The organism is Mangrovihabitans endophyticus, assembly GCF_014646155.1.
GTDB classification, from domain to species: domain Bacteria; phylum Actinomycetota; class Actinomycetes; order Mycobacteriales; family Micromonosporaceae; genus Actinoplanes; species Actinoplanes endophyticus.
Genome location: NZ_BMMX01000008.1, coordinates 166,835 through 191,367 on the forward strand (window position 1 = coordinate 166,835; position 24,533 = coordinate 191,367).

A 24,533-nucleotide genomic window follows, 5' to 3' on the forward strand; every position below is an offset into this window, starting at 1 on the left:
CCGGCCGGATGAGGGCGCCCGGCCGGGGGTGAGTCACCCGTCGGCCGGCTCGGGCTGACACCGCGGGCACCAATAGGTGACCCGCTCACCCTGCTCGGCCTTGCGGATCAGGGTGCCGCAGCGCCGGCACGGCTGCGCCCTCCGGCCATAGACATAGCTGGTCTCGCCGCGGCGCAACGATCCGGTGGTGGTCTGCGTCCACCGTCCCCTGTTCGAGGCCACCAGCTTCTGCGCCAGCCGGACGGTGCCGTCGAGATCTGCCACCTCGGCGACCCGCGTCCACGGCCACAGGCCGCGCAGGAACAGCGTCTCGGCCTTGTAGAGGTTGCCGACGCCCGCCAGGTTTCGCTGATCCAGCAGCGCCTCGGCGATGCTGATCTGCGGTCGGGCGGCGATGCGGCGTACCGCCTCGGCCGGGTTCCAGTCGGCGCCCAGCAGGTCCGGGCCGAGATGGTCCAGGTGCTTGGCCTCGTCCGCGGTGGGCAGCAGCGCCAACTCGTGCAGGTGGTAGCCGACGCTCACCGAGCGGGCGGTCCGCAGCACCACGCGGATCAGGTGCGACGGCCGCCCGGTCCAGCGCTCACCCGGCCGGTACGCCCGCCAGGTCCCGTCCATGCGCAGGTGGGAGTGCAGCGTCACGGCCCGGTCGTCGCGGGTCAGCCGGAGCAGCAGATGTTTGCCGCGGCTGCCGGACGAGCGTACGGCGTACCCGGTCAAGTCTGCGGTGGCGAGCTGCGGGACCCGGAAGTCCGAGCCGGTGAGCACGTCGCCGACCAGCGCACGCTCCAGCACGCGTGCGGTGTTCCAGACGGTGTCGCCCTCGGGCATGTCGGCCGTTCAGCGCCCGGCGATCTTGACGATGTCGCCCGGCTGCACGGAGAGCACCACGACCGCCCGTCCGTTGTTGACCGCGATGGCCGCCCGGCCGGCGGAGTCCTCGTACACCAGCAGCTCGCCCTTCTCCACGTCGGCGAAGGTGGTGCCGCGGCGGGCGCGGACGGTGCCGCCGATGCTCAGCTCGTGGGGGAGCCCGGACAGCAGCTCGCCGTCCGCGGCCAGTTGCACATTGCCGAACCGGTCGACGGTGCTGACCTCGGCCTCCAGCCAGCCGTCGCCGACCGCCACGACCGGGTCCGGCAGCCGCACCAGCGATGCCGCCTCGACGGACGGGCCGGCCTCGTCCAGGGCCGCCCCGGCCGCCAGCCGCGCGGCGGCCGGCGAGAACACGTCGCGGCCGTGGAAGGTGCGCGACATGTCGTCCGGGAACCAGTCCTTGTTGGCCAGTTCGGCCACCGCGTCGATGCCGCCCAGCGCCTCCGCGGCCCAGATCAGCACGCCGTTGTCCGGCCCGACCAGCAGCCCGTTGGGTGTGCCGATCGCGATGCCTCGACGTGCGGTGCCGACGCCGGGATCGACCACCGCGACGTGCACCGACGGCGGCAGGTGCGGCGCGGTCTGCGCCAGCACGGCGGCGCCGCGGGCCACGTCGGCGGGCGGCACATGATGTGTCACATCGATCACCCGGATCTGCGGGGCGATGCGCGCGATGACGCCGTGGCACGCCGCGACGAATCCGTCGAAGGTGCCGTAGTCCGTGGTGAGACTGATCCATCCATAGCCGCCCATGGTGGCCTACGTTATCGCGTTTTCACCGTGTGTGATCTGGCAGTGTTAATCCATGCGATTGGTCATCTTCACCGAGCCCCAGCAGGGGGCCAGCTACAACGACCTGCGCCGGGTCGCGCAGTTCGCCGAGGAGGCCGGATTCGACGGATTCTTCCGCTCCGACCACTACCTGACCATGGGCGGTGACGGCCTGCCCGGCCCTACCGACGCGTGGGTCACGCTCGCCGGGCTCGCCGTGCAGACGTCCCGGATCCGGCTCGGCACGCTCGTCACCTCGGCCACCTTCCGGCTGCCCGGCCCGCTGGCCATCGCCGCCGCCCAGGTGGATGCGATGAGCGGTGGGCGAGTCGAGCTCGGCCTCGGCGGCGGGTGGTTCGAGCGGGAGCATGCCGCGTACGGGATTCCGTTCCCGCCGGTGGGAGAGCGGTTCGACCGGCTGACCGAACAGCTAGAGATCGTCACCGGCCTGTGGACCACGCCGTCCGGCACGCCGTACACCTTCGGCGGCAAGCACTACCAGGTCACCGATTCGCCGGGCCTGCCGAAGCCGGTTCAGTCGCCGCGTCCGCCGATCATCGTGGGCGGGCACGGCAAGAAGCGCACCCCCGACCTGGCCGCCCGGTTCGCCGACGAGTTCAACACGCCGTTCGCGACGCCGGCTGACGTGCCCGTGCTGTTCGATCGGGTCCGCCAGGCCGCGGCTGCGATCGGCCGCGCCGAGCCGCCCATGTGCTCCTCCGCCGTCGTGCTCTGCTGCGGCCGCGACGACGCCGAGGTGCGCCGCCGCGCCGCCGCGATCGGCCGCGACGTGGACGAGATGCGCGCCGCCGGTGGTGCGGTCGGCACGCCGGACGAGGTGGTGGAGACCATCGGGCGATATGCGCAGGCCGGTGCCGGACGGCTCTATCTGCAGACGCTCGACCTCGCGGACCTGCATCACCTCGAACTGGTGGCCACCGCGGTCGCGCCGCAGCTCGGCTGACGTCTCGGCGGCGCGCCCTGCGGGCGCGGGCTCGCCGGGCGTCACCCGCGTAACCGCAGGCCGCGCGGCGTGGCTCGGAAACCGGCCGCGGTCAGCGCGTCGGCCAGCGGCGAGGCGTGCACCGACTCACCGTCGGCGCGTTCCACCGATATCGCGCCGAGCGCGCCGGACCGCACCGCGCCCGCCAGGGCTTGGCCGGCGGCCACCAGCGCGTCCGTCTGGTCGGTGAAGGAGAGCAGCGTGCGTCCCCCGCGCTCGACGTAGAGCGCCAGCTCGCCGCCGACCTGGACGACAAGCGCGCCCGCCTTGCGCCCGGCCCGGTGCCCGGAGGCGGCCTCCCGGTCGCCGTCGCCGCTGTCCACGGCGCGTTCCGGCCACGGCAGGGCGGCGCCATAGGGGTTCGCCGGGTCGGTGGCGGCGAGCACCTGAGCCGTCGCGGCGGGTGCGGCGGCCCGGTCCGCCGGCTCGGCGAGCGCCCGCAGGCGATCGACCGCGCCGGGCACGGCGAACTGCGCGGCGCCCAGCCCTTCGACGAAGTAGCCGCGACGTGCCGCCCCGCGTTCCTCCAGCGCGGCGAGCACCGGATAGACCGCGGCGAAGCCGCCGGTCACGCCCTCGGCCGCGACCGCGCCGCGGGTCACCACCCCGTGCCGTTCCAACAGCAGGTCCGCCACCGCCGCGCCGCGGCGTGTCGGGTCCAGATCCCGGCTGGGCAGCCGGGACCAGCGGCCCGCCATGACCGGTGGCCCGCTGCGGCTGGGCAGGCGTGGACGGCCGGGACGGCGGTATCGGGTCCGGGCCGGCGTCGCCTTCGCGCGGTGGGCCCCGGCCCCGCCGAGCAGGGCCCGCAACGGGGCGAAGGTGTCGTTGGTGAGGTGTCCGGCCCAGACCAGGTCCCACACCGCCGCCTGGAGGGCCTGGTCGTCGGTGGACTCCACCCGGTCCGACAGCGCACGGAAGAACAACGCCTGCCCGTCGGTCAGCGCCGTCAGCACCGATTGGTGCAGTGGGGGCAGCGCGGCCTCATCGTCGGGCGGCGGCAGGAGCAGCGCGGCGCTGTCCGCGTATGCCAGGGTGACCCACCCGTCGTGTCCGCCGAGGGCGCCGGAGCCGGCCCACACGACCTCGCCGCCGCTGCACAGCTCATCCAGGTGTGCGGGGGAGTAGTCGGCCACCCGGGCCGGCAGCACCAGCCTCTCCCACGCCGAGGCCGGGATCGCGAGGCCCTGGAGCTGCTCGATGGCGGCGGCGGCCGCGTCGGTGCCCCGCGCGTTGGCGCCGATCTGGTGCCAGCGGGGCAGGAACGCGGCAAGCGTCCGGTGCGGCACCGGCTCGATCTCCCGGCGCAGGGCGGCCAGCGAGCGTCGCCGCAGCAGCCGGAGCACCTCCGCATCGCACCACTCGGTGCCCGCACCCGCGGGCGAGAACTCGCCGGAGACCACACGGCCGGCCGCGCCCAGCCGTTTCAGCGCCTGCTCCACCACGAACACGCCGAGCCCGAACCTGGCCGCGCAGGTGGCGGCGGCGAACGGGCCGTGCGTGCGGGCGTATCGCGCGACCAGATCGCCCAGCGGGTCGGGCACCGGTTCGAGGTAAGCCTCCGCGACACCCATCGGGGGCGCCACGCCCAGCGCGTCGCGGTAGCGCCCGGTGTCCTCGACGCCGATCCAGCGGTCCTCCCCGGCGATGCGGACCCGCACCACACGCCGGGTGAGGCCGGCCAGCCATCCCAGATCCGCGCCACGCTCGGTGAGCTCGGCCGGTGACAGGTCGCCCAGCACCCGCAGCAGTTCCACCACGTCCTCGGCGTCGCGCGGGCGTCGCGCGTCGGTCAGCCACCGTAGCTGTTGCTCGCTCTCCGCCACCACCGCCGGATCCAGCAGCTCGCGCAGGTCCACCCGGCCGAGCAACTCGCCGAGCAGGGTGGAGTCCAGGGTCAGCGCTGCGGCGCGCCGCTCGGCCAGGGGCGCGTCGCCCTCGTAGATGAACGCGCCGACGAATCCGAAGAGCAGCGACCGGGCGAACGGCGAGGGCCGTGCGGTCTCCGCCTCCACCAACCGAACCTTGCGGGCGCCGAGATCACGCATCAGGCCGGTCAGGCCCGGCACGTCGAAGACGTCCTGCAGGCACTCGCGGGCGGCCTCCAGCGTCACCGGGAAGTCGGCGAACTCGCGCGCCACATCGAGCAACTGGGCGGATCGCTGGCGCTGCTGCCACAACGGCTGACGACGCCGGGGATCCCGGCGGGGCAACAGCAGCGACCGTGCGGCGCACTCGCGGAAGCGGGCCGCGAACAGCGCCGAGGTGCCCACCGACTCCTCGACCAACTGCGCGATCTCCTCCGGGTCGAAGGCGATCAGGTCGGCGCCGGGTGGCTCGTCCGCGGTGTCCGGCAGGCGCACCACGATGCCGTCGTCGGACGGCGTCACCTGCCCGTCCACCCCGTAGCGTTCGGTGAGCCGACGGGCGATCGCCAACGCCCACGGCGCGTTCACCCGGGCGCCGAGCACACAGTGCACGGTCATCCGCCAGTCACCCAACTCGTCGCGGAACCGCTCGACCACCACCGTCCGGTCGTCCGGCAGGTGACGCGTCGCCGCGCGCTGCTCGCGCAGGTAGGCGATGAGATTGTCGGCCGCCCACGCGTCCAGGCCGGCGGCGCGCAGGGCCTGCGACGCGGACTCGTCGCCGGCGCGGGTCAGGGACCGCAACCGCGCGCCGATCGCCCGGCCCAGCTCGATCGGGCGACCCGGCGCGTCGCCCTTCCAGAACGGCATCTTCGCGGGCGCGCCCGGCGCCGGGGACACCAGCACCCGATCCGGGGTGATGTCCTCGATGCGCCACGACGTCGACCCGAGCAGGAACACGTCGCCCACCCGCGACTCGTACACCATCTCCTCGTCCAGTTCGCCCACCCGTGACGCCCGCGCGGAACCGGCCAGGAAGACGCCGAAGGTGCCCCGGTCGGGAATGGTGCCGCCGCTGGTCACGGCGAGTCGCTGGGCCCCCGGACGGCCGGTGAGCTCGTCGCTGGCGCGGTCCCAGACCAGCCGCGGACGCAACTCCGCGAACGCGGTCGACGGGTATCGGCCGGAGAGCATGTCGAGCACCGCGTGCAGCGCCGAGTCGGGCAGCTCGGCGAAGGGCGCGGCCCGGCGGACCAGCACCGCCAGATCGTCCAACCGCCAGGCGTCCAGCGCGACCATCGCGACGATCTGCTGGGCGAGCACGTCCAGCGGGTTGCGCGGATGGTGCAGCTCCTCGATGGCGCCCTCGCTCATCCGCTCGGCCACCACCGCGCAGGAGACCAGGTCGCCACGGTGCTTGGGGAACACCACCCCGCGCGACACCGCGCCGACCTGGTGCCCGGCGCGGCCGATGCGCTGCAGGCCGGCCGCGACCGACGGCGGCGCCTCGATCTGCACCACCAGATCGACCGCGCCCATGTCGATGCCCAGCTCCAGGCTGGACGTGGCCACCACGGCGGGTAGCCGGCCGGATTTCAACGCCTCCTCGATCTGCTTGCGCTCCTCGCGCGAGACGCTGCCGTGGTGCGCCCGCGCGACCACCGGGGATGCGCCCGACGCGGCGCCCGCCTGGGCCATCATCTCGGCGGGCAACCGAGCGGGTGGCGGGGGCGCCGCCGCGGTGCGCTCCTGGGCGAGCTCGTTGATCCGGGCGCACAACCGCTCGGCGCCGCGCCGGGAGTTGGTGAACACGATCGTCGAGCGGTGCGCCTGGACGAGGTCGAGCACCCGCTCCTCGACGGCGGGCCAGATCGACGGCGACCGCCGGGGTGCGTCCGGATCCTCCGGGTCCGCCGTCTCGTCCAGGCTGGTCATGTCCTCGACCGGCACCTGGACCTCGACCTGAATGGTCTTCGTCGCGGGCGGCTGCACGATCCGCACCTGTTGCGCCCCGCCCAAGAAGGCTGCCGTCTCGTCGATCGGCCGCACCGTGGCAGACAAGCCGACGCGCTGCGCGGGGCTCTCCAGCAGGGCGTCCAGCCGCTCCAGCGACAGCGCCAGATGCGCGCCGCGCTTGGTGGCCGCCACGGCGTGCACCTCGTCCACGATCACGGTCCGCACGCCGCGCAGCGCCTCGCGCGCCGCCGAGGTCAGGATGAGGAACAGCGACTCCGGCGTGGTGATCAGGATGTCCGGCGGGGTGCGCGCGAACGAGCGGCGCTCGTCGGCCGGGGTGTCACCGGTGCGCATGCCCACGGTGATCTCCGGCGGCGGCATGCCGAGCCGCGCGGCCGCCTGCCGGATGCCGGTCAGCGGCGCGCGCAGGTTGCGCTCGACATCCACCGCGAGCGCCTTCAGCGGGCTGACATAGAGCACCCGGCACCGCCGCCGCGCGTCCGGCGGGATGGGCTCGCGGGACAGCCGGTCCAGCGACGACAGGAAGGCGGCGAGCGTCTTGCCGGAGCCGGTCGGCGCGACCACCAGGGCGTTGCTGCCGGCGCCGATGGCCTGCCAAGCGCCGGCCTGGGCGGCGGTGGGCGCGGCGAACGCGGCCCGGAACCACGCCTGCGTGGCGGGTCCGAACGACTCCAGCGACGGCGCCGTCAACGCCGGCTCGGATGCATCGTTTCGCACACCGACCATCCTGCACCGCGGGTCCGACAAGTTCCGGGCGCCGCGACCGGCGGAACGGGGCACCCGGGCAGCCACCATGACGAACCTTGACGACACGCACCTATCAGACGATGGGCGACAGCCCGGACGGCGACCGTGCATGGTCTGTCGGCCGGACGGACCATGGTGCGGTTCCCTACCGTGCGGCAGATTGGACTCCGCCGTTTGGCGAGGTGGCCCGAGTGGTACTCATTGGCGTTCGCACCGCAATTAAGTAATGCCTCGGGCGTGTTCAGGTAACCCGGAGGATTGGATTTCGAAGCACTTCACATTCATCTCGACGAGAATGCATCTCCGTCGAGGGAGCGGCTCCATTCGGCGCTGCTCGATTCCTCCCAACGCGACACCACCGATCCGTTCCGCAGGCAAGCATCACCGGCAGGAGGCTCCGTGTCCATCCACGTTCCACTGAACCTGTCTCAACGTGGCGAGGCCGGCAGATGCCGCCGCTGGTCGACGGTGCGCAACCGGCGGGCTCGCTGCCAGGTTGAAAAGGGTTCACTTTTGCCGCGCCTCGGCGCGGCGGCAGTGGCTCTCGCCGCGCTCGCGACCGTCACCCTCATCGCCTCGCCGGCCGAGGCCAAGGCGGGGGAGGGCTATGTGCGGCTTGCGCACCTCTCACCCGATACGCCGGAAGTCGACGTCTATCTCCAGGCCGAGTCGGGCGACGCGAAGGCGCAGAAGTTCCCCGGTGTCGGCTACGGCGTCATGTCGGACTACATGCGTCTGGCCGTCGGCACCTACTCGGTGGCCATGCGGAAGGCGGGCGCGGCCGAGGGCTCCCCGCCGGTGCTCACCACCCAGGTCTCGGTCAAGGACGGCAAGGCCTACACGGTGGCCGGCGTGGGCCGGTACGCGGACCTGGGCCTGCGGGTGCTGGACGACGACCTGCGCCTGCCGCAGGCAGGAGAGTCCAAGGTCCGGATCATCCAGGCTTCGGTACGCGCTCCGGTGCTGGACGTCGACGTGTCGAGCGGAGCGACCATCGCCGACGGGGTGCAGTTCGCGACCACCACCGACTACCGGGACGTCAAGCCCGGCAAGTGGACCGTGAACGTGGCGCCCAGCGGCGGCGGCAAGACCAGCGAGCTGCCCTGCACACTCGGCGCGGGCAGCGTCTATTCGCTGCTGGTCCTGGACGCCAAGGGCGGCGGGCTGAAGCCCGAGCTGCACATCGACGCGAGCCGCCAGGGTGCCGTCCCGCAGGGCGGCGTGGCCACCGGCGCCGGCGGATCGCAGCCCTCGTCACCTCTGCCCATGGCGCTGCTGCTGGCCGCCGTCGCGGCGGTGCTGGCGGGAGGCTACGTGGTGGCCGTCCGGCGGCCACGCACGGCGTGAGGCGGTGACGGCGCCGTCATGACGCCCGACGCGGCTCGCAGCGCCGGGGCGCGGCCACCGGCCGCCCCCGGTCGTACGGCGCCGCCTCGCAACGACGGACACGCGGCCGGCCCGATCGGATCGGGCCGGCCGCACAGCAACGTGGGTCCGGAAGCCTTCGCGCCGGATCCGGTGCCGCCGCCTCGGGTTCCCGCAGCGTCTCCGGTGCCGGCACCGTCGACGGCGGAGGCACCGGAGACGGCGGAGGCACCGTCGACGGCGGACGATGGCGTACCGGAGGGACCGGCCTCGTCCCGCCGTCCGTCCCGGCTGCGGCGTGCCCTGCTGCCGCTGGTGGTCGCCGCGGTGGCGGCCTTCGTCGCCGCGACCGCCTACCTGGCGATCAGCGAGCCCCATACGCAGTCCTCGGTGGGCCGGTGGACCGGCGGGCCGGAGGCCACGGCGTCCCCGCAGGCCGGCCCGTTCGGCCCGGCGCAAGAGCCAGGGGCGAACGACCGGTCGGCGGGCAACCCGTTCTCCGGCGCCGCCTCCGTTGCCGCCGGACCGCCGACCCGTCTGCGGATACCGGCGATCGGGGTGGACACCCCGCTGGTGGCGTTGCGCCTCGGCGACGACGGCCAGCTCGTCCCGCCGACGGACTTCGGCTCGGCGGGGTGGTACGCCGGGGGGACCGCGCCGGGTGACCCGGGGCCGGCGATCATCGCGGGCCATGTCGACTCGCGACAGGGACCCGCGATCTTCTATCGATTGCGGGAACTGGCCGCCGGCGACCGGATCGATGTGACGCGCGGGGGAGAATCCGTCCGCTTCCGGGTGATTTCCACGGCCTGGTACCCGAAGAAGAAATTCCCCACCGAAAAGGTTTATGGTCCGACTCCCGACCGGCAACTCCGACTGATCACGTGTGGTGGGGTTTTCGATCGTCACCTACGGTCGTATGAGGACAATCTCGTGGTCTACGCGGTGGCCGGGTGATCATCCTTTCCGCGCACCGCGCCGAATGACTATCCTCGGTTTCAGGTCGATGCGAGTGAGGGCTGATGGCGGTCAGGCACATGCTCATCGCGGGTCGGTATCGTTTGGGTGAACCGGTCGGCACCGGTGGCATGGGCCGCGTCTGGATGGCGCGCGACGAGATGCTCGACCGTGACGTCGCGGTCAAGGAGTTCGTGCCGCCCGACTGGATGACCGACGACGAGAAGACCCGGCTGCGCGACCGCACTCTTCGCGAGGCGCGCAGCGCCGCCCGGCTCAACCATCCGAACGTCGTGCAGATCTACGACGTGGTGCACGCCGACGGCCTGCCGTGGATCGTGATGGAGCTGGTGCCGTCGCGCTCGTTGCACCAGGTCATCGTCGACGACGGCCCCTACAGCCCGCTGGCGGCGGCCCGGATCGGGCTGAAGGTGCTGGACGCGCTCAGCGCCGCGCACCGCGCCGGAGTGCTGCACCGCGACATCAAGCCACACAACGTGCTGATCGGCCAGAACGGCCGCGTGGTGCTGACCGATTTCGGCCTGGCCACCTTCGTCGACGACGGCACGGTGACCGGGCCCGGCCTGGTGGTGGGGTCACCGCAGTACGTCTCTCCGGAGCGTGCCCGCGACGGCGCATCCACGGTGGAATCCGATCTCTGGTCCTTCGGCGCGACCCTCTACGCGTCCGTCGAGGGCCGTTCCCCGTACGCGCGAGAGAGCGCCATGGCCACCCTGATGGCGCTCGCCACCGAGCAGCCCGATCCGCCCGTGCTGGCGGAGGGCCTGGCTCCGGTGCTGACCGGCCTGCTCCGGCGCGCGCCCGGCGATCGCCTGAGCGCCGACGAGGTGGGCCGCAGGCTGCGTGCCTTCATCGCCGCCGGGGGGCGCACCCCGGCCGCCGACCGTTCGATGGTTCCGGCGCAGCGTCAGGCCGGCGGTGCCGCGAGCGCCACGGCAGGCGCGGACGGCTCGCGCGCCGACGGTTCGCCTGCCCATGGGAAGGGCGGCGCGGCGCCACCGTGGTTCGAGCCGCGTCCGCGCCGAATGTCCGGCGATCCGGGCAGACCGCTCGGCGGTGACGACGGCGAGCCGCCTGCCGCCGCGGAGCCGGCCGTCGACGACCGCCCCGATCGTGACGGTGGACTCAAGGTCGAGGTGGCCCACGGCCGCACCGTGCCGTCGTCCCGGCGCGTCGCCCGCCGGGGCCGGTCGGTCATGGCCGCGGTGCTCACCGTCGCGGTCATCGGCGTCGCCGTCTATGCCACCCGGCGCGGAGCCGGGGACACCGACACGGGCGCGTCGTCGGCCGCCGGACCGGCGTCGCGCGCCACCATCGTCGCGCCCGGCGGATTCAACCCGGTCACCTGCAACCGGCCGCCGTCGGCGGACGCTTCTCGCACGCCCCAGCAGGGGGCCGCCCGGCGTGTCGGCAACTGGGCGCTGCCGCCCGGATATTCCCTGTTCACCGACGACCGCTCGGATCTGCGTCTCGGGGTGCCCGACGGCTGGACGTACGAGCGTGTCGGCACCACCATCTGCTTCCGCGACCCGGACAGCCTTCGCGTGCTGAGCGTGGACCCGGCTCGCAAACCCACCGGCGACCCGCTGACCGCCTGCCGGGCGGAACGCGACCGCATGATCCGTCTGCGGGCGCTGCCCGGCTACCGCGAGATCAGCCTGGGCGCCGATCCGTTCGCCGAGCACGCCGCCCAGTGGGAGTACCGCTACACCTCCGGTGGGGTACTGATGCACGTGATCACCCGGTGGGTGGCGCTGCCCGGCAGGGCGTACGCGCTCGGCTGGCTCACCCGGGAGATCGACTGGGTCGGCAACAAGCCGACCTACCAGGCCATTCAGCCCAGCGTGTCGTTCGCCTGACCGGCCCGCGCGGTCGCGCCGCCCGCTGCGATATGGGCCAACCGGTATGACAACGGCCGCGGGCCATTCTGGAATGCTCGGCGTCACCGTCGCCTCACCCCGCGCGACGGCGTCCTGCGACATCGCGGAGGAACCCCGTGCGAGTCATTCCCCTGGCCGGTGCGGCGGGGCGACCGGCTACAACCTCATCGCCGACTGGCCGGGCGGTGACACCTCGGACACGCTGATGATCGGCGCGCACCTGGACAGCGTGACTGCCGGCCCCGGCATCAACGACAACGGCTCCGGTTCGGCCGACGACCTGGAGGTGGCGCTGGCCGTCGCGCGTACCGGCTACCATCCCGTCCGGCACCTGCGTTTCGGCTGGTGGGGGGGCCGAGGAGCTGGGCCTGCGCGGATCCACCGCCTATGTCAACTCGCTCAGCTCCGCGCAGCGCGCCGCGATCACCGGCTATCTGAATTTCGACATGGTGGGCTCGCCCAACCCCGGCTATTTCCTGTACGACGGGGACGACTCCGACCACACCGGATCGGGCCCCGGCCCGTCCGGGTCCGCGCAGATCGAACAGACCTTGGCGGACTACTTCGCCTCGATCGGCGTACCGACCCGGGGCACCGACTTCGACGGGCGCAGCGACTACGGCCCGTTCATCGCCGCGGGCATCCCGGTGGGCGGCATCTTCACCGGCGCCGAGGGACGCAAGACCGCGGCGCAGGTCCAGTTGTGGGGCGGCAGCCAGGCCGCGTTCGACCCCTGCTACCACCGGCCGTTTCGAGCGGGGCGCCGCCGAACCGGCCAGCTCCGGCGTGGCCACCCAGTTGCGCCCCGCCGGCGCCGACTACTTCCGGGTGCGCGTGGTGACCGGCTCGGCCACGACGACGATCTTCACCCAGTCCGGTGCGGCGAGCGACCGGGCCGCGTCGTGGCAGTCCGCGACCGTCGACCTGTCCGCGTTCGCCGGGCAGACGGTCCGCATCCAGGTGGAGGCTGCGGACGAGGCGACCGCCAGCCTCGTCGAGGCCGCGGTGGACGATCTGATGGTCACCCGAGCCTGACGTGCTCGCCGACGGCATGACCCGGACGGTACGGCGTCGCCGCGTCGTACCGTCCGGGGGTTTCACAGCGAGCCCCCAGCGACGATTGGTACCGTTTACCGATGAGCGGCAGTAGTCAGCCGGGCTCGGCCCGGCTCCACGTCCGCATCGGGTCACGGGTCTTCCCGGCCGTGCCGCCGGCATCCCGTTCTCTCCGGTCATGCTGATCCTCGTCGGCCTCGCGCTGGTGATCGTCGTCACCGCGTGCACCGGATACTTCGTCGTCGTCGAGTTCGGCTATGTCGCGGTCGACCGGGGCCGGCTGCGCCGAGAGGCCGAAGCGGGCGACAAGGCCGCCGCGCGAGCGCTCGCCGTGACCGAGCAACTCTCCTTCGTGCTGTCCGGGGCCCAGCTCGGCATCACGGTCACCGCGCTGGTCGTCGGCTACCTGGCCGAGCCGTACCTCGGAGCCGGGCTGGCCGACCTGTTCGGCTACGCCGGCACGCCCGCCGCGATCGGCACGCCGGTCTCCGTCTTCCTGGCATTGCTCATCGCGACAGTGGTGCAGATGGTGCTGGGCGAGCTGGCCCCGAAGAACCTGGCCATCGCGCGGCCGGAGGCGATGGCCAAGACGCTCAGCCGGGCCACACTCACCTATCTGACCGTGTTCGGCCCGCTCATCCGTCTCTTCGACCGGGCGGCCGCGGGCCTGTTGCGGCGCATCGGCGTGCAGCCGATCGAAGAACTGCCCGAGGGCGCCACCGAGGAGGACCTGGAACAGATCATCGCGGAGTCGCGCGCCGAGGGCAGCCTCGATCCGGAGTTGTCCGAGCAACTCGACCGCGGACTCGACTTCCGCCGCCGAACCGCCGCCGAGGTCATGGTGCCGAGGGTGAACGTGCGTACCGTCGCGGCGGAGGACTCGGCCGCGGACATCGTGCGGCTGCTGGACACCGGCCATGCTCGCTTCCCGGTACGCGACGGCCACGGCGTCGACGAGATCGTGGCGGTCGTGGGCATCGCCGACGTGCTGCTCGTCCCGGCCGCGGAACGCGCCACGACGCGGGCGGCCGACCTCGGCGTCGCGCCGCTGTTCGTACCGTCGTCGCTGCGCCTGCCGCGTGTGCTGGAACGGATGCGCGCCGATCATCGCCAGTTGGCGTGCGTTGCCGACGAGTACGGCGGGTTCGCCGGCATCATCACCCTGGAGGACATCGCGGAGGAACTGGTCGGCGAGATCCGCGACGAGGACGATCCGCCCGAACCGGCGCCGGCCCGTCAGGCGGACGGCACCTGGGTGATCCCGGCGCACCTGCGGGTGGACGAGGTGGCCGGCGCGACCGGGGTGGCGTTGCCCGAGGCCGACGACTACGACACCGTGTCCGGCCTGATCATGTCCCGGCTGGGGCGGGTACCGCAGGTCGGCGACGAGGTGCGGATCGAGCCCGGAACGCCGGCCGGGCCGGCCTCGGGAGACACCGCGGAGGTCCTGCTCACCGTGTTGACCGTGGACCGGCACGTGGCCAGATCGGTGCGTGTCACGCCGTACGGCGCCGCGGTGGAGGTGGCTCCGTGAGCGAGTTCTGGGCCTTCGGGCTGTCGGTCGTGCTGCTGGCCGGCAACGCCTTCTTCGTGGCGGCCGAGTTCGCGCTGGTGGCCAGCAAGCGGTACCGCTTGGAGCACGCCGCGGCCGGGGGCAGCCGGGCCGCCCGCGCCGCGCTGGAGGGTACCCGCGAGCTTTCGCTCATGCTGGCCGGGGCGCAGCTCGGCATCACCCTGTGCTCGCTGGGCCTGGGTGCGCTCGCCGAGCCCGCGCTGGCGCACTTGATCGATCCGGCGCTGCACGCGGTCGGGTTGCCCGAGTTGCCGAGCGAGGTGATCGCGTTCGTGGCGGCGCTGATCGTGGTCACGTTCCTGCACCTGGTGGTGGGGGAGATGATGCCGAAGTCCTGGGCGATCACCGACCCGGAACGGTCGGCCCGCCTGCTCGCGTTGCCGTTCCGGTCGTTCGCACGCCTGGTCCGGCCGGGCCTGAACGCGCTCAACCGGCTGACCAACGCCGTGCTGTCGCCCTTCGGCGTGCACCCGCAGGACCAACTGGCGCAGGCGCACGGCCCGGCCGAGATGAACATTCTGTTCGAGCGGTCCCGGGCCGAGGGACTCATCGGCGCCGAGCAGACCGAGCTGCTGACCAGCATGCTCCGGCTGCAGGACACCCGCGTCGGCGACCTGCTCATTCCGCACGACCAGTTGGTCACGGTACGCCCGTCGGACCGTGCCGCGGACATCGAACGCGCCTCGGTGCGCAGCGGCCGTTCCCGCCTTGCGGTCACCGACGACGGCGATGTCGTCGGCGTGGTGCACGTCCGGGAGGCGGTGCGCACCACGACGGCTGGACGGGACGCCACCGCGGCCGACCTGATGGACCGCCCGTTCGTGCTGGACGCCCGGGTGACCGTGACGCACGCGGTCGCCCAGATGCGGGCCGGCCGGGCGCAGCTCGCCATGGTGACCCGGGCGGGCCGGCGCGCCGGGTTCGTCGCCCTGGAAGACTTGCTGGAGCAGGTGATCGGCGAGTTCGACGACGAGACCGATCCGACCCCGGTGGGGCGCCGCGCACGCTGAGCCCGGGCTGCTCTCGCCGCGGCCGTGCCCACCATGCCTGCCGTGCCTGCCGTGCCTGCCGTGGTGCGGTCGTGCTCGCGCCCCGGGAAGACTGTGTGATTCCCCACTTCATCTCGGTCATGCTGATTGAGCTGGATCTTTACCGAGATGACTGACCTTTCGGTGCGTCCTGGGCAAACCCTATGATGTTGACCGATTGATTGTTGCACCTTCAACCACTTAAGCTCCTCACGCATTGAAATGTATCTATTTATAGCGTGAGGGAGTAACACCATGGACCTCCACCGGTTCTCCGGACCGATGCTGTCCGCCTTCCGGATCGTCGTCGGACTGCTCTTCCTGACACACGGATCGGGCACGGTCTTCGGCCTCTTCGGGGGTGCGCAGGGCAGCGGCGCGGCCCTGCCGACCGGCCAGTGGCCCGGATGGTGGGCAGGTCTGATCCAGGTCGTCTGCGGCCTGCTGGTGATGGTCGGCCTGGTCACCCGCCCGGCGGCCCTCCTCGCCTCGGGCAGCATGGCTTACGCGTATTTCACGGTCCACCAGTCCAAGGGCGTGCTCCCGACGCAGAACGGCGGAGAGCCCGCGGCCCTGTACGCCTGGGCGTTCCTCGCCATCGCCGTGCTCGGCGCCGGACCCTGGGCGCTGGACGCGCTCATGACCCGCCGACGTCGCACGGTGGACGAGGTCGACGACGACGTCGACGAGCAGCCGGTGCCGGCGTAGTAGTAGCGCCGATGCGCGCGTGGCGATTCATCGCGCCGGGGCCGTCGTCCCGGTGCGATGGGCCGTCCCGTCGACGTGGCCCGTCCCGGTGCGATGGGCCGTCTCGTCGACGTGGCCCGTCCCGTCGTTGCGGGCCGCCGCCGCAAGTCGTGCCCGGAGCCGCGTCGAGGCGGCCGGCCACTCGTCGGCGGTCATGGCGAACAGCACCGAGTCGCGCCAGGTGCCGTCCGGGCGCAGCCGGTGCCGCCGGATCAGCCCGTCCCGGCTCGCTCCGAGCGCGGCGATGGCGCGTTGCGAGCGTTCGTTGCGCACGTCGGTGTACCAGAACACCCGTTGCGCGCCGAGCACCTCGAACGCTCGCTCCAGCAGCAACAGTTTGGCTTCGACGTTGACGCCGGTGCGCCACCACGGGCGGCCCAGGACGGTGTGGCCGATACCCAGGGCGCGGCCGCGCTCGTCGATGTCGTGATACATCGTCATGCCCAGGACCTGGCCGGTGCCCGGGTCGCACTGGGCCCATGCCACACGCTCACCCTCCCACTGGGCGTGCAGTGCAGCGGTCACGTGGCCGGCCGTCTCGGTGTGCTCGGTCGGCCGTGGGCTGGTCAGGAAGCGCCACACCTCGTCGTCGGCCAGCGCCGCGTGCAAGCCGTCCACGTGCGACATCGCCAGCGGTTCCAGTCGCACGTACCGCCCGGTCAGCGTGGCCGCGGTGTGCCAGGGAGACTGCTCGTGGCGCAGATAGGCCGGCGGCGGACCGCTTGCGCCCGGTGCTGTCTCCGCGGGCCCGGCGACCCGGCGCAACTGCACCACCCCCGCCCAGTGCGGAAGCCCGAGGTCGGCCGGATCGTCGACCACCCCTGACGTGCGCGCGCGCACCGACACCTCCCGCAGGGGCAGGGACAGCACCGCGGTGGCGGCGAGTTCGCGCCGGTCGGGTGGCCGGCTGTCGGAGGCCCGTCCGGGGGCGGCCTTGTCCACCAGGGCGCTCAGCGCACGTCGCTTCTCCCCCTCGTCGGTCACCGCCCGCGCCGTGCCGAAGGCGACCACCGAGCGGTAGTTGGCGCTGTGGTGCATCTGGGAGCGGGCGAAGACGAGCCCCTCCACGAGGGTCACACACACGCACACCGGCAGGCCCGCACCGCGTGCCCGTAGCGCCGGGTGGCCGCCGGTCGATCCGTGCAGATAGAGGGTGTCCTCGATGCGCACGTGCAGCATCGGCAGCAGGCGGGGCTCACCCTCGGCGACGAACGCCACGGCACAGTCGTACGCCTCGTCGAGCACGGCATGCGCGCTCGATCGCGCATAGCCCATCCGGTCGAGAGGGCGGGTGGCCGTGGTCCGCGAGGTGGGCGGGTAGTCGTCGGTCATGGAGGCCCTCCCTGCTTGCCGGCCCATCTGTGCTAGTACATAATCAGATCTGTGGCAGAACAATATCAGGTGACCGGCTCCACCGCCGCGGAGATTTCGGCAAGCATCGAGCGCGGTGTGCGCCAGGGCGACTACGCGTGGGGAGCGGCGCTTCCTCCGGTGCGGCTGATGGCCGGACGACTGCACGTCAGCCCCGCCACGGTCGCCAAGGCCTATCAGGAACTGCGCCGACGTGGCGTCGTGGAGACCGGTGGGCGACGTGGCACCCGGGTGCGGGCGCGACCCGCGGTGGCGTCCACCCGATCGGCGCTGCGCCCGCCGGTGCCCGACGGCATCCTCGACCTGTCGTCCGGTGAGCCTGACGCGTGTCTGCTGCCGCGGCTGGCGTCGCCGCTGCGCGCCGTCGCCGCGGCGTCGGACTCCCGCGACGGCCACGGTGTGGCCGGTTATGCCGCGGCCGGGTTGTCCGTGCTGGCCGAGGCCGCCCGTCGCCGGCTGGCGGCCGACGGCGTGCCGGTCGAGCGGGCGGACATCACGGTCACCTCCGGCACGCTCGATGCCATCGAGCGGCTCCTCACCACGCATCTACGCCCCGGCGACGCGGTTGCCGTCGAGGATCCCGGATGGGCCAACCTGCTCGACCTGGTCGCCGCGCTGGGCCTGCGGGCGGTGCCGATGGCCGTCGACGACGAAGGCCCGCTGCCGGAAGCGCTCACGCGGGCGCTGGCCGACGGGGTGAGCGCGGTGGTGATCACCGTTCGTGCGCAGAACCCGGTCGGCGCGGCGGTCACCGCGGCGCGCGCGGCGGCGCTCCGGGAGTGTCTGGCCGCACGGCCGACTGTGCTGCTCATCGAGGACGATCACGCGGCGGAACTGGCCGGTGCTCCGCTGCACGCGATCGGGCCGGTGACCTCGGGCTGGGCGTTCTCGCGGTCGGCCTCCAAGTCGTACGGGCCGGACCTGCGCGTCGCGGTGCTCGCGGGCGACGAGGCGACCGTTGCGCGAGTCACCGGCCGGATGCGCATCGGTGCCGGCTGGGTGTCCACCGTGCTGCAGGGAGTGCTGCTGGCGCTGTGGCGCGACGCCTCGGTCACCACGGCGCTGGCGGCGGCGGGCCGATCGTACGATCGGCGGCGGTCCGGGCTCATCGATGCGCTGCGGTCGCGCGGTCTCGAAGCGCGAGGCGAGACCGGCATGAACGTCTGGGTGCCGGTGGCCGACGAGACGCACGCCGTGGCCGGACTGCGTGACCGCGGATATGCCGTGGCGCCCGGTTCGCTGTTCCGTGTCGGAGCCCCGGCCGGGATCCGGATCACCGTCAGCCCGCTGGACGAGTCCGGTCTCATGCCGCTGGCCGATGCGGTGGCTGCGGTCGTCCGCCCGGCGGATCGGGCGGTGCCGGGCCGCTGAGCGAGCGTCGGCGGATCCGCGACCTCGCGGACCCCGTACGGCATCACCGTGCGCCCTGGGGGTAGAACGTTCGGCATGGCCACAACGGACGCTCCGATCGGCGCGCAGCAATGGGTTCCCGCACACCCGGACGGGCTCGACGACCTGAAGGAGGCCGCCACCGGCTGCGAGGGATGTGAGCTCTACGCCGACGCCACCCAGACCGTGTTCGGGCGCGGCGACGCACACGCGCGGATCGTGTTCGTCGGCGAGCAGCCCGGGGACGTCGAGGATCAGCACGGCCTGCCGTTCGTCGGGCCGGCCGGTCGATTGCTGCGGGAGGCGGTCGACGAGGCGGGCATCGATGCCACGGGCGTCTACATCACCAACGCGGTGAAGCATTTCCGTTTCGAGATGCGCGGCAAGCGGCGCATCCACCAGACTCCCGGTCCGGCGCACATCGCCGCCTGCCGCCCCTGGCTGGTTGCGGAGTTTTCCCTGCTCAAGCCGGAATTGGTGGTGGGGCTGGGCGCTACCGCCGCCAAGGCGCTGTTCGGCCCGGCGTTCCGGGTCACCCGCTCCCGGGGGCAGCTCATGCCGTGGCCGGCCGCGGCCCAGCACCCGGGCGATTTTCCGGTTGCCGAGATCCGGGCGATGGCCACCATCCATCCGTCCGCGGTGCTGCGTGCCGATGACCGGGACGGCGCCTACCGTGGGCTGGTCGACGATCTGCGGGTGGCGCAGGGAGCGGTGGCCGGCTGAGCCGGGGTCCGGGCCGGGCGCACGGCCGGAGCGGGGGCGGCCGGGCGCGGGAATCCGCGTGGGTACCCTCGGACGGGTGCGATTGACCGACTTCTGGACACGTCTTGAGCAGGCATTCGGCGCTTCCTATGCGCACAGCCTCGCGGCCGACCATGTCTTTTCCGGACTGGACGGCCGCACCATCGATGAGGCAATTGCACAGGGTGTCGAAACGGCTACGATCTGGCGCGTGATTGTTGCGACCTATCCCGAGCGGGTGCCCGCCAGCCTGCACTGACGGCATTTCTCGTACGCTTGTTCGGCGTGTTGCTCGATGGTCGTACACGTGTTCGGCTATTGTCCACAACGGCATCGCCTCCACAAGGTCACGGAGACGGCGGCGGCTTTTTGTCGTACCCACCGCCTACGGTGTCCGCGTGGTGAACAGAAGCTCATCGGCGAAGACAGCCGCGAAGTCGAGTACAGGGGTGGCGGACATGGTGGCAGGACCCGACCGGGAAAAGGCGCTCGATCTGGCGCTGGCGCAGATCGACAAGCAGTTCGGCAAGGGCTCGGTGATGCGGCTGGGGGAGCGGCCGGTCATCCAGACCGCCGTGATCCCGACCGGCTCGATCGCCCTGGACGTCGCGCTCGGTGTCGGCGGTCTGCCTCGCGGCCGGGTCATCGAGGTGTACGGCCCGGAGTCCAGCGGTAAGACCACCGTGGCGTTGCACGCGGTGGCCAGCGTGCAACGGGCCGGCGGCATCGCGGCGTTCGTCGACGCCGAGCACGCTCTCGACCCGGACTACGCGCGCGCCCTGGGCGTCGACACCGACGCGCTGCTGGTGCTGGAGATCGCGGACATGCTGATCCGTTCCGGTGCCCTCGACATCATCGTCATCGACTCGGTGGCCGCCCTGGTGCCCCGGGCGGAGATCGAGGGCGAGATGGGCGACAGCCATGTGGGCCTGCAGGCCCGCCTCATGAGCCAGGCGCTACGCAAAATCACCGGTGTGCTGAACAACTCCGGCACCACCGCCATCTTCATCAACCAGCTCCGCGAGAAGATCGGCGTGATGTTCGGGTCGCCGGAGACCACGACCGGTGGCCGAGCGCTGAAGTTCTACTCGTCGGTGCGGCTGGACGTGCGGCGGATCGAGAGCCTGAAGGACGGCACCGACGTGGTCGGCAACCGCACCCGCGTCAAGGTGGTGAAAAACAAGGTGGCCGCGCCGTTCAAGCAGGCCGAGTTCGACATCATGTATGGCAAGGGCATCTCGCGCGAGGGCTCACTGATCGACGTCGGTGTCGAGCAGAGCATCATCCGCAAGTCCGGCGCCTGGTACACCTACGACGGCGACCAGCTCGGTCAGGGCAAGGAGAAGGCGCGGGAGTTCCTGCGGGAGAACCCCGACGTGGCTGCCGAGATCGAGAAGAAGATCCTGGAGAAGCTCGGCGTCGGCCAGACGGCCGGCGATGCAGCGGGCGGTGTCGAGCTGCCTCCGGTCGACTTCTGATGCCTGCGCACACGCCGCGCTGATGCCGGGACGACGAGGCGCACGGGCCGGTCGCGGGTGGGACGCCATCCCGCCCCGGCCGACCGATGAGGATTCCCCCGGTGGCGAGTTCCGGCGTGCGGCGCCCGAGCGCGGCAACGCCCGTGGCGCACACCGGAACTCGCCGGGGGCGAGCGCCGACGAGAGCGAAATGGCCAGGGAGATATGCCTGCGTCAGCTATCCATGCGGCCCCGCACTCGTGCCGAGCTGGCAACGGCCCTCGCCCGTCGGCAGATTTCCGCCGAGACCATCGCCGATGTCCTCGACCGCTACGACGAGGTCGGCATCATCGACGACGCCGCGTTCGCGCGGGCCTGGGTGTCGAGCCGTCATCACGGGCGCGGGCTCGCACGCCGGGCGCTGGCCGCCGAGTTGCGCAGGCGTGGCGTCGACGCGGAGATCGCCGACGAGGCCCTGGAGACCCTCGATCCCGACGAGGAGGCGGCCACCGCGCGGGCGCTGGTGGATCGCAAGCTTCGCACCGCGACCGGTTCACCGGATGCGGTCTTCCGTCGTCTCGTGGCGATGCTGGCGCGCAAGGGATATCCGCCGGGTGTGGCCGTCCGGGCAGTGAAGGACGCGCTGGCGGCCCGCGATGCCGAAGCTGCCGAGTTCGCCGACGGCCTCGACGTCGATGCGCTCGCCGACGGCGCGACGGGCGACTGACCTCACATACCCAGGCTCGGCATCCGCCGCGCCGATCGTCCGAGGGTTCCGCCACCGGCGTGTCCGAGGGCTCCGAGACGGGGTTCCGAGACAGGGCTTAAGTCCGAAAATATGTGCACCCCCGGTGAGCAGGGCGTGAACGGTTCTGTGCCCAAAGTCCCAACCTCCGGCGAATCATGAGTCCTTGACCGAACCGGTATCCGCGACCTAGCCTCGCGTTACACAAGGTTGTTCGACCAACGCAAGCAACGCGCACAACATAGAACGCATCACATTACGAAAACAAATATGGATGCTTCCCGCGCGGACCGCGCGGGTCAGCGGTGCGCACCCATCGCGGGTTGAGCCCGCGGCGGCAACTGGTGCCGTCACCACTGCCGTGGTCGGGCGATCTTGGAGACGGCTTCGGGCAATCGCCGGAAACTGCCGTATCTGCGAGACGGAGCGCGGCGAAGGGAGAAGCGGCGAGATGACCGCCCTGGACTGGGTGCTGGTAGTAGCGATCGTCGTTCTCGCCGCTTTCGTGGTGGCCGGCCTCCTGCTCGGAAGTCGGGCGCTCAAGCAGATTCAGTCTGGCCGCGACGAGCGCCGGGGTCAGGCCGAGGACGACGCGAACGCCCGCGTCGAGGTCGCCAAGGCGCGCATCGAGGATGCGAATGCCAAGGCGGCGTCCGTACGCGCGGAGGCGGCGGCTGCCAAGGCCGAGGCTGCAGCCGCGCGGGCCGAGGCCCGCCGTGTGCTTGAGTCCGCTCACGAAGAGGCGGACACGATTCTGGAACACGCCCATCGCCAGGCCGAGTCGGACGCCGAGCAGTTGCGGACCGCCGCCCGGCGCAGCGGCGAGCGGGAGACCGCGCTGATCAACGCCACGGCTAAGGAGCAGGCCGCCGAGGTGGAACGCCGCGCGGCCCGCATCGACGAGCGCGAGCGTCTGCACGCCGAGGAAGTGGAGCGTCTCGTCGAGAGGGAGCGCCGCCTGGCGACCGTGGACGGCGAGCTGGCTTCCCGCGAGAGCGCTCTCGCGGGGCGCGAGGCGGAGATGGCCGCCGCCGAGGAGTCGCGGCGCAAGGAGCTCGAACGCGTCGCCGGCCTGACCGCCGAGACGGCCCGCCTGGAACTCATCGACAGCATCGAGGGACAGGCCAAGCGCGAGGCGGCCCTGCTGGTCCGGGACATCGAGAACGACGCCCGCAGCACCGCCGACACCCGTGCACGGCACATCGTGGTGGACGCCATCCAACGCATCGCCAGCGAACAGACCGCGGAGAGCGTGGTCAGTGTGTTGCATCTGCCGAGCGACGAGATGAAGGGCCGGATCATCGGGCGTGAGGGCCGCAACATCCGGGCCTTCGAGTCGACGACCGGCGTCAACCTGATCATCGACGACACCCCCGAGGCGGTGTTGCTGTCCTGCTTCGACCCGGTACGCCGCGAGGTGGGCCGGCTGACGCTGGAAAAGCTGGTGCTCGACGGGCGGATCCACCCGCACCGCATTGAAGAGGTCTTCGAGTCGGCGAAGAACGAGGTGGACCGCCTCTGCGACCGTGCCGCCGAGGAGGCACTGGTGGACGTGGGCATCACCAACGTCCACCCGGAGATCGCCAAGAAGCTCGGCCGCCTGCGGTACCGCACGAGCTACGGGCAGAATGTGCTCAAGCATCTGGTCGAGACGGCGCACATCGCGGGCATCATGGCGGCCGAACTCAGGCTCGACGTCGCCACGGTCAAGCGGTCGGCGTTCCTGCACGACATCGGCAAGGCGCTCACCCACGAGGTCGAGGGAAGCCACGCGCTGATCGGCGCGGACATGGCTCGCAAGTACGGCGAGTCGGACGACGTGGTGCACGCCATCGAGGCCCATCACAACGAAGTTCCCCCGCAGACCGTCGAGGCCGTCCTCACTCAAGCCGCCGATGCGTGCTCGGGCGGCCGGCCGGGGGCACGCCGGGAGAGCCTTGAGGCGTACGTGAAGCGGTTGGAGCGCATCGAGGAGATCGCCGGCGGCAAGTCCGGGGTGGATAAGGTGTTCGCCATGCAGGCGGGTCGCGAGATCCGGGTGATGGTGCGGCCCGACGACATCGACGACATCGGCGCCGCCGTGCTGGCCCGGGATGTGGCCAAGCAGATCGAGGAAGAGCTGACCTACCCCGGTCAGATCCGTGTCACCGTGGTGCGCGAATCGCGGGTCACCGAGTTGGCGCGTTGACTTCCCGCATTTCAACCGTGTAAACCACCCGTCCGTCCTGCGCATGGTGAAATGCGCCACAAGGCGGTGTGACCAGGCGTTTCGAGCCCTTGAGCGACGATTATTGCGGTCAATTCGGCTTATCGCCTTGAGGTGCTGTGCCATCTCTCCTAACGTGGCGGCCAGACCAAGGTTGCCTATTTGTTCACACGGAGGGATTAATGCTGAAGACGCCCGTGTCTGCAGCGGTTGCGGCCGTTGCGGGCGTCGCGACAACGGCGGTCATTGCTTCGGCTCAGTCGGCTGCTGCCAAGACAGCGACCGGAGTGGCCGAGAACTTCTATGCGCAATGTGACGCGTCCGTCTATGTGTCGGATGACCTGATCGGATCGGACGGCAAAATCGAGGCTTGGGGCGGTTACACATGTCCCTCGTCGTTCAAGTATCACGGTCAGCTCACGTTGACGCTCAAGGACGGCACCGCGATCATCGGCCAGCAAAAGAAGGCGGTGAACGACTCGACCAATCATGTCGACGTCACCGCGACGAACATCTCCGGCTATCAGGACTGGCACGCAGACCTGCAACTGTTCGTGCCCGGATCGCCGCAGACCATCGTGAGCACGGGGGTAGTGCACTCATGATCAACAGAACCGGAAAGCTTCTCAGCCGATCCGCCGCGGCCGCGGCCGGCGTGCTGGCGCTCGCCTTCGTGCCTAGTACTCCAGCCGGGGATCGTGATCACGGTTCGATGAGGGCTTGTCGGGCGTAGTGGCTGTTCATGGCTCTGGCTTGGT

The 24,533-nt window shown here is 71.6% G+C and carries 18 protein-coding genes and 1 pseudogene; 15 read left to right on the forward strand and 4 right to left on the reverse strand.

Annotation, left to right across the window (positions count from 1 at the left end; genetic code table 11):
• Window positions 1-33: 33 nt before the first annotated feature.
• Together IEY73_RS12770 and IEY73_RS12775 are read right to left on the reverse strand one after the other, a co-directional pair.
• A complete protein-coding gene (locus IEY73_RS12770; RefSeq protein ID WP_189079380.1) occupies window positions 34-828 on the reverse strand; it encodes a DNA-formamidopyrimidine glycosylase family protein in 795 nt (264 codons plus the stop codon).
• Between the two features lie 9 nt (window positions 829-837).
• The gene (locus IEY73_RS12775; RefSeq protein ID WP_189079381.1) at window positions 838-1,626 is read right to left on the reverse strand and encodes an SAM hydrolase/SAM-dependent halogenase family protein; all 789 of its coding nucleotides are present in this window, start codon (window positions 1,624-1,626) and stop codon (window positions 838-840) included.
• A 52-nt stretch (window positions 1,627-1,678) separates the two neighbouring features.
• Here IEY73_RS12775 and IEY73_RS12780 point away from each other — a divergent pair, with 52 nt between their 5' ends.
• Window positions 1,679-2,608 (forward strand): LLM class F420-dependent oxidoreductase, encoded by a 930-nt coding sequence (locus IEY73_RS12780; RefSeq protein ID WP_189079382.1) that lies wholly within the window; start codon window positions 1,679-1,681, stop codon window positions 2,606-2,608.
• A gap of 41 nt (window positions 2,609-2,649) precedes the next feature.
• Here IEY73_RS12780 and IEY73_RS12785 read toward each other — a convergent pair whose 3' ends face one another.
• Window positions 2,650-7,218 carry an ATP-dependent helicase gene (locus IEY73_RS12785; protein ID WP_189079383.1) on the reverse strand — a complete coding sequence of 1,523 codons (4,569 nt, stop codon included), beginning with the start codon at window positions 7,216-7,218 and terminating at the stop codon, window positions 2,650-2,652.
• A gap of 534 nt (window positions 7,219-7,752) precedes the next feature.
• Here IEY73_RS12785 and IEY73_RS12790 point away from each other — a divergent pair.
• From IEY73_RS12790 to IEY73_RS12820, 7 genes and pseudogenes are all read left to right on the forward strand, one after another.
• A complete protein-coding gene (locus tag IEY73_RS12790) occupies window positions 7,753-8,586 on the forward strand; it encodes a DUF4397 domain-containing protein (protein WP_229715786.1) in 834 nt (277 codons plus the stop codon).
• A gap of 18 nt (window positions 8,587-8,604) precedes the next feature.
• Window positions 8,605-9,561, forward strand: a complete 957-nt coding sequence (locus IEY73_RS12795; protein WP_189079384.1) for a class F sortase — start codon at window positions 8,605-8,607, stop codon at window positions 9,559-9,561.
• 65 nt (window positions 9,562-9,626) lie between these two features.
• The gene (locus IEY73_RS12800; protein ID WP_189079385.1) at window positions 9,627-11,441 is read left to right on the forward strand and encodes a serine/threonine-protein kinase; all 1,815 of its coding nucleotides are present in this window, start codon (window positions 9,627-9,629) and stop codon (window positions 11,439-11,441) included.
• Window positions 11,442-11,607: 166 nt separating this feature from the next.
• Window positions 11,608-12,497, forward strand: a pseudogene (locus IEY73_RS12805) (M28 family peptidase); the annotation flags it as partial.
• A 199-nt stretch (window positions 12,498-12,696) separates the two neighbouring features.
• Window positions 12,697-14,052: a hemolysin family protein gene (locus tag IEY73_RS12810; RefSeq protein ID WP_189079386.1), complete on the forward strand. Its 1,356-nt coding sequence runs from the start codon at window positions 12,697-12,699 to the stop codon at window positions 14,050-14,052.
• Window positions 14,049-15,101, forward strand: coding sequence for a hemolysin family protein (locus IEY73_RS12815; protein WP_189079387.1), 1,053 nt, complete (start codon window positions 14,049-14,051; stop codon window positions 15,099-15,101). Before IEY73_RS12810 ends, IEY73_RS12815 begins: the two co-directional genes overlap by 4 nt.
• A 273-nt stretch (window positions 15,102-15,374) precedes the next feature.
• Window positions 15,375-15,827 carry a DoxX family protein gene (locus IEY73_RS12820; RefSeq protein ID WP_189079388.1) on the forward strand — a complete coding sequence of 151 codons (453 nt, stop codon included), beginning with the start codon at window positions 15,375-15,377 and terminating at the stop codon, window positions 15,825-15,827.
• A 27-nt stretch (window positions 15,828-15,854) separates the two neighbouring features.
• Here IEY73_RS12820 and IEY73_RS12825 read toward each other — a convergent pair whose 3' ends face one another.
• A complete protein-coding gene (locus IEY73_RS12825; RefSeq protein WP_189079389.1) occupies window positions 15,855-17,198 on the reverse strand; it encodes a bifunctional pyridoxamine 5'-phosphate oxidase family protein/GNAT family N-acetyltransferase in 1,344 nt (447 codons plus the stop codon).
• A 51-nt stretch (window positions 17,199-17,249) separates the two neighbouring features.
• On the opposite strand from IEY73_RS12825, the gene IEY73_RS12830 reads away from it, so the two are divergent.
• The 7 genes from IEY73_RS12830 (at window position 17,250) to IEY73_RS12860 (ending at window position 24,380) form a co-directional block, all read left to right on the forward strand.
• A complete protein-coding gene (locus IEY73_RS12830) occupies window positions 17,250-18,608 on the forward strand; it encodes an aminotransferase class I/II-fold pyridoxal phosphate-dependent enzyme (RefSeq protein ID WP_189079390.1) in 1,359 nt (452 codons plus the stop codon).
• Between the two features lie 75 nt (window positions 18,609-18,683).
• Window positions 18,684-19,349, forward strand: coding sequence for a UdgX family uracil-DNA binding protein (locus IEY73_RS12835; protein ID WP_189079391.1), 666 nt, complete (start codon window positions 18,684-18,686; stop codon window positions 19,347-19,349).
• A gap of 76 nt (window positions 19,350-19,425) precedes the next feature.
• Window positions 19,426-19,626: a DUF3046 domain-containing protein gene (locus tag IEY73_RS12840; RefSeq protein ID WP_189079392.1), complete on the forward strand. Its 201-nt coding sequence runs from the start codon at window positions 19,426-19,428 to the stop codon at window positions 19,624-19,626.
• A gap of 199 nt (window positions 19,627-19,825) precedes the next feature.
• Window positions 19,826-20,845, forward strand: coding sequence for a recombinase RecA (gene recA / locus IEY73_RS12845; protein ID WP_189079393.1), 1,020 nt, complete (start codon window positions 19,826-19,828; stop codon window positions 20,843-20,845).
• A 22-nt stretch (window positions 20,846-20,867) separates the two neighbouring features.
• Entirely contained in the window at window positions 20,868-21,551 is a 684-nt protein-coding gene (locus IEY73_RS12850) for a regulatory protein RecX (protein ID WP_189079394.1), read from the forward strand.
• A gap of 469 nt (window positions 21,552-22,020) precedes the next feature.
• Window positions 22,021-23,757: a ribonuclease Y gene (gene rny / locus IEY73_RS12855; protein ID WP_189079395.1), complete on the forward strand. Its 1,737-nt coding sequence runs from the start codon at window positions 22,021-22,023 to the stop codon at window positions 23,755-23,757.
• A gap of 200 nt (window positions 23,758-23,957) precedes the next feature.
• A complete protein-coding gene (locus IEY73_RS12860) occupies window positions 23,958-24,380 on the forward strand; it encodes a hypothetical protein (RefSeq protein ID WP_189079396.1) in 423 nt (140 codons plus the stop codon).
• Window positions 24,381-24,533 lie beyond the last annotated feature (153 nt).

What these genes read in the sequence shown, in the direction of transcription:
- IEY73_RS12835 (WP_189079391.1), top strand. Translation starts at nt 18,684, where the DNA reads ATGGCCACAACGGACGCTCCGATCGGCGCGCAGCAATGGGTTCCCGCA.
- IEY73_RS12825 (WP_189079389.1), bottom strand. Translation starts at nt 17,198, where the DNA reads ATGACCGACGACTACCCGCCCACCTCGCGGACCACGGCCACCCGCCCT.
- rny (WP_189079395.1), top strand. Translation starts at nt 22,021, where the DNA reads ATGACCGCCCTGGACTGGGTGCTGGTAGTAGCGATCGTCGTTCTCGCC.
- IEY73_RS12810 (WP_189079386.1), top strand. Translation starts at nt 12,697, where the DNA reads ATGCTGATCCTCGTCGGCCTCGCGCTGGTGATCGTCGTCACCGCGTGC.
- IEY73_RS12800 (WP_189079385.1), top strand. Translation starts at nt 9,627, where the DNA reads ATGGCGGTCAGGCACATGCTCATCGCGGGTCGGTATCGTTTGGGTGAA.
- IEY73_RS12775 (WP_189079381.1), bottom strand. Translation starts at nt 1,626, where the DNA reads ATGGGCGGCTATGGATGGATCAGTCTCACCACGGACTACGGCACCTTC.
- IEY73_RS12820 (WP_189079388.1), top strand. Translation starts at nt 15,375, where the DNA reads ATGGACCTCCACCGGTTCTCCGGACCGATGCTGTCCGCCTTCCGGATC.
- IEY73_RS12795 (WP_189079384.1), top strand. Translation starts at nt 8,605, where the DNA reads ATGACGCCCGACGCGGCTCGCAGCGCCGGGGCGCGGCCACCGGCCGCC.
- IEY73_RS12780 (WP_189079382.1), top strand. Translation starts at nt 1,679, where the DNA reads ATGCGATTGGTCATCTTCACCGAGCCCCAGCAGGGGGCCAGCTACAAC.
- IEY73_RS12860 (WP_189079396.1), top strand. Translation starts at nt 23,958, where the DNA reads ATGCTGAAGACGCCCGTGTCTGCAGCGGTTGCGGCCGTTGCGGGCGTC.
- IEY73_RS12770 (WP_189079380.1), bottom strand. Translation starts at nt 828, where the DNA reads ATGCCCGAGGGCGACACCGTCTGGAACACCGCACGCGTGCTGGAGCGT.
- IEY73_RS12850 (WP_189079394.1), top strand. Translation starts at nt 20,868, where the DNA reads ATGCCGGGACGACGAGGCGCACGGGCCGGTCGCGGGTGGGACGCCATC.
- recA (WP_189079393.1), top strand. Translation starts at nt 19,826, where the DNA reads ATGGTGGCAGGACCCGACCGGGAAAAGGCGCTCGATCTGGCGCTGGCG.
- IEY73_RS12785 (WP_189079383.1), bottom strand. Translation starts at nt 7,218, where the DNA reads ATGGTCGGTGTGCGAAACGATGCATCCGAGCCGGCGTTGACGGCGCCG.